The sequence below is a fragment of the Limnospira sp. PMC 289.06 genome, from assembly GCF_032350395.1.
GTDB classification, from domain to species: Bacteria; Cyanobacteriota; Cyanobacteriia; order Cyanobacteriales; family Microcoleaceae; genus Limnospira; species Limnospira platensis.
Genome location: NZ_JARPLC010000125.1, coordinates 9,044 through 13,508 on the forward strand (window position 1 = coordinate 9,044; position 4,465 = coordinate 13,508).

The window sequence follows — 4,465 nt, forward strand, 5'->3', positions numbered from 1 at the left end:
TCAAGATGGTAGCTATGAAAGCAGTCCCTTCACCGTCAATGGTGATTATATCCCCCTTCAAGGTGACTTCAACGGTTCAGGTTTGACCGATATTCTGTGGTATCGTCCCGGTCCCGGTCAAGATTACATCTGGTATTTCCGCTAAACTACCCGATGGTCTAATGCCATAAAAGTATCAAAGGAGGCGATTTTTGTAACACTTACAACAATCGCCTCTATTCATTTATTCATCAACCAGATTTAATGGGATATTTTACCTTGAAAAATCCCGAAATTTGACCTACTCTAGGAAAATGGGAATCCGTGCCGACATATATAGGTTGATTCAGCATCAAGGCGATCGCACCCTTTCCCAACACTCCCTAAAACTCTAAAAATCGCAGGTTTTCCCCTTGACAAATCCCGGCACTTGACCTACCATTAGAGAATGGGAATCAGTGCCGACATATATATGGGTTGCTCCAGAAAGTTAATGAGGTTGACCTATTAGTAACTCAACCCCATGTCAATTGAACTGGTGGATAAAACCATGGTGGCGTTGGGTTTCGCTGCGCTACACCCAACCTACTTCTGGGAAACTGTGAAGACATATATATGGGTTTGGGGAGTATCAAGGCGATCGCACCCTTTCCCAACACTCCCTAAAACTCTAAAAATCCCAGTTTTTCTCCTTTACAAATCCTCGAACTTGACCTACCATTAGAGAATGGGAATCTGTGCATACATATATATATATGGGTTTATTCAGATAGTCAATCAGGCTCACCTATTAGTAACTCAACCCCGTGTAAATTTAACTGGCGGAGAAAACCGAGTTATCCCCCTCCATTGTGAAGAGGGGGAACTCCTAGGAATTAGGGAGATTAAACTCCGAAAGACCACAGATAATCCGGTGCCGGTCCCGGAGCGTACCAGAGAATATCCGTGTAACCATTACCGTTGAAGTCTCCCGAAATCGGTTCATAAACTCCATTCACCGTAAACGGTGTACTTTCATAGGTTCCATCACTGTTGAAAGACCAGATATAGTCAGCAGCTGGACCGGGAGCATACCAGAGAATGTCATCAATACCATCCCCGTTAAAGTCTCCTTCTATGGGTGTATAAACTCCATTAACTGTAAACCTTTCACTGCTGTAGCTACCATCTTCATTAAAAGACCAGATATAGTCAGCAGCCGGACCGGGAGCATACCACAGTATATCTGTCCTTCCTGAACCATTGAAGTCTCCAGTTATCGGGTCATAAACTCCATTAACCGTAAACGGTTCACTGCTGTAGCTACCATCTTCATTAAAGTACCAGATATAGTCAGCAGCCGGACCGGGAGCATACCACAGTATATCTGTCCTTCCTGAACCATTGAAGTCTCCAGTTATCGGGTCATAAACTCCATTAACCGTAAACGGTTCACTGCTGTAGCTACCATCTTCATTAAAGTACCAGATATAGTCAGCAGCCGGACCGGGAGCATACCACAGTATATCTGTCCTTCCTGAACCATTGAAGTCTCCAGTTATCGGGTCATAAACTCCATTAACCGTAAACGGTTCACTGCTGTAGCTACCATCTTCATTAAAGTACCAGATATAGTCAGCAGCCGGACCGGGAGCATACCACAGTATATCTGTCCTTCCTGAACCATTGAAGTCTCCGGCTAAGGGAATGTATTCGCCGTTAACTGTGAAGGGTTGGCTAGTGTATTCTGGTATGGGTCTGGTTCCATCAATAGGCTGAAAAATATTCTCCCAATTATCTTCCGTGAATTGTTCTGTTTCTTGCCAATGTTCAGAGGTCAATTGTTGTGAAGTAGTCCAGTCTTCAGGGGTCCACTCGCTAACAGCAGTCCAACCAGTTTCACCCCATTCTCTCATAGCAATCCATGCCTCATCAGGATAAACTGCTAATGCTTCCCATGCTTCCACGGGGAAAGAACTAATGGCTTCCCAAAAATTATCAATAATGTACTCCTCTGAAGAATCAGAGTTGTCGCTATCATCAGAGGTTTCGCTTGTCACTGAATAAAGAGCTTGAGAATTGTCTGACGATAAGCCCATATTCAAGACTTCATAACTGTCGTAGGTAGATGATAGAAGTTGTTGTTCTTGTTGGGACAGTATTTCTTCTAGCCGCGAGGAACGACTGTTTTTGATTGTTTCCCAAGCAGCAGAGGAAAAACTTTTAGCTGCATTCCAAGCTACAGATATGATCGTTGAAGGAATAGAAGAAAAGTCTGTTCTTAAAAGTTCTCCGATTGATGAACGAACTAATTCTGTAGTTCCTCTATAAACTAAAGCAGGTGATAATTGTCCGATTATAGGAACCATTGATAGTCCCGCTAAAAAACTAAAATAGTCAGGATCGGGGAAATAAGTGAAAAAGAAATCACTAGCTTCGCTACTCGTTATTGTTCTTGAAATCAAATCTTCTGGTTTTTCCCATTCACCACTTTGTTCTAAATACATGGGTACAGAATGAGTTTGAAATATAGATCTTTGGGAAATATTGAATACATCCCAACCTAATCCGTACCAAAATACATTAACATTAGCATTAGGAAGATACTGTTCTCCTGGCAAACTCACAATGTCTCCTGACATTATATTTAACGTAATGTTATCAACTCGATTTGGATCTATTTTATTCGCATATTCTTCACTAATCCCGGGCATATTAAATGCTTCCAGGCGACCAAGGGCAAATTGTTGATCCGTTGTACTTAAGTATTCACTAGCTATCCATTGGGTTAATGCTCCTCCTAAACTATGACCAGTTATATTAGGTTTATGAGTAAATAATGCCGCCTCATTTTCCTCTAATTTTTCTGGTTGACTCACTTCTTGAAGCCACGACTTGATCTCTTCAAAATTGGTCATAAATTGCACAAAACCAACTCCTTCTGGGGAAAGGTCGTCAAAAATATCGAGTTGATCCTGAGTACCTCTATTTGCCAAAATAGGAGCCAGATTGCCATCGTAAATAGTGCCCGTAGCAAATGTCCAATTGTGTTCGGGTTCTAAGATTCTCTGTTCTATTTTATTAATCGTGTTATCTATAATTTCACTGCTGTCTGTATGAGAGTTAAAATACAGGGGAGTAAAATTGTTGATATCCTCCTGTAATATGTTTATCAATAGTTCTGATGATTCTTGACTATTGTTAAAGTTTATCAAAGGTTCTGATGATTCTTGATCATTGTTAAATTCGTTAAAATCGCCATGCAATACCAAGTTTAATTCTCTTTCTTTTGCGGTTAAGCCTACGGCTTTAAACCCTGTGGTACGATCGTCAAAATATCGATCAACACGATAACCTAAATCCCCAACTATATCGCCCTCAATAATATCTCCTTGATTCCAACCTTTGTAGGCTGTATCCCGTGCCAAAAATTCAAAGTCCCTTGACTCTAGTTGTCGGCTATTTGTTTCATCTAAGGGGATAGTAATTTCTAGGGTTTGGGGAAAAACATCAGCGACAAAAGTTATTGTTCCTTCGTTTTCACCCTTGCTTAATGCAGAGCCATCGACAGTAAAATAGTTTATCGCTAAATCTTGACTCAAAGGATTTATTAAACTGACATTAAAGGTGATGCTATTTTCGTGACCTTCACTATTAATTATTCCTATGGCATTTTCGACAATTATATCGCCATCTATCCAATTAATATTCTCAATATATCCAGGCCCAGGAGTCCCATCAGGGTTATAAAAGTATAGAATTTGGAGATCGTCGGATTCATTTATACTGCCATCTTTGTTTAAATCAATCCACAAAGTTGTTCCGTCTCTTTGACTACCAACGACTCCAGCCCTGAGTTGCTCTTTAAGTATTGACACTTCTGTTCTATTTTCAGGCTGATCAATTACCTGTTGAAATGGAAATGATTCTTCGTAAATAATTAGGGTATCCGTTCCACTTCCGCTAATCCATTCCAATGGGCTTAGGTGAGTCCCCCCATCATTAATAATAGTTCCTCCAGTATTGGAACCCAGGGAAACACGGTAAATATCATTACCCCTACCACCAGCTAGGATATTACTTCCACTACCACCATCTAGGATATCATTCCCATCGTTTCCGGCGATTATATCATTTCCGCTACCTCCATAAAGGATATCATCATCTAAGCCTCCGGCAATGGTATTATTGCCAGCTATTCCATATACTACATCGAAACCTCCACCCAAAAGAATAACATTATTAGCCTCTGTTCCGATCACCTCATAATTCCAATTTTGCAGTAAATTTTGGGTAAAGTCATCTCCGTCTCTATCCGCCAGATTGATGGTTATATACGGCATAATTAACCTCCTGAAGCTTTTCCTAGTCAGAAATTTATGAAATTTGGCTAAGTTTGCCTAGCCAGTGATTGGGGAAACAGAAGCCCATTTCACATCAATCATAGCGGCGATTAGGGGTCGAGATAGACCTCACGGTCTACCCCTCCCATTCAAAACCGTACATG

General features: G+C 40.9%; 2 protein-coding genes. Both read right to left on the reverse strand.

The genetic code is table 11. The annotated features are described in order from the left end of the window. Window positions 1-230: 230 nt before the first annotated feature. Window positions 231-359 carry a hypothetical protein gene (locus P5674_RS19585; protein ID WP_286146603.1) on the reverse strand — a complete coding sequence of 43 codons (129 nt, stop codon included), beginning with the start codon at window positions 357-359 and terminating at the stop codon, window positions 231-233. A gap of 504 nt (window positions 360-863) precedes the next feature. Beyond that, complete coding sequence (locus tag P5674_RS19590) at window positions 864-4,301, reverse strand: FG-GAP-like repeat-containing protein (protein ID WP_315670215.1); 3,438 nt, start codon at window positions 4,299-4,301, stop codon at window positions 864-866. Window positions 4,302-4,465: the final 164 nt, after the last annotated feature.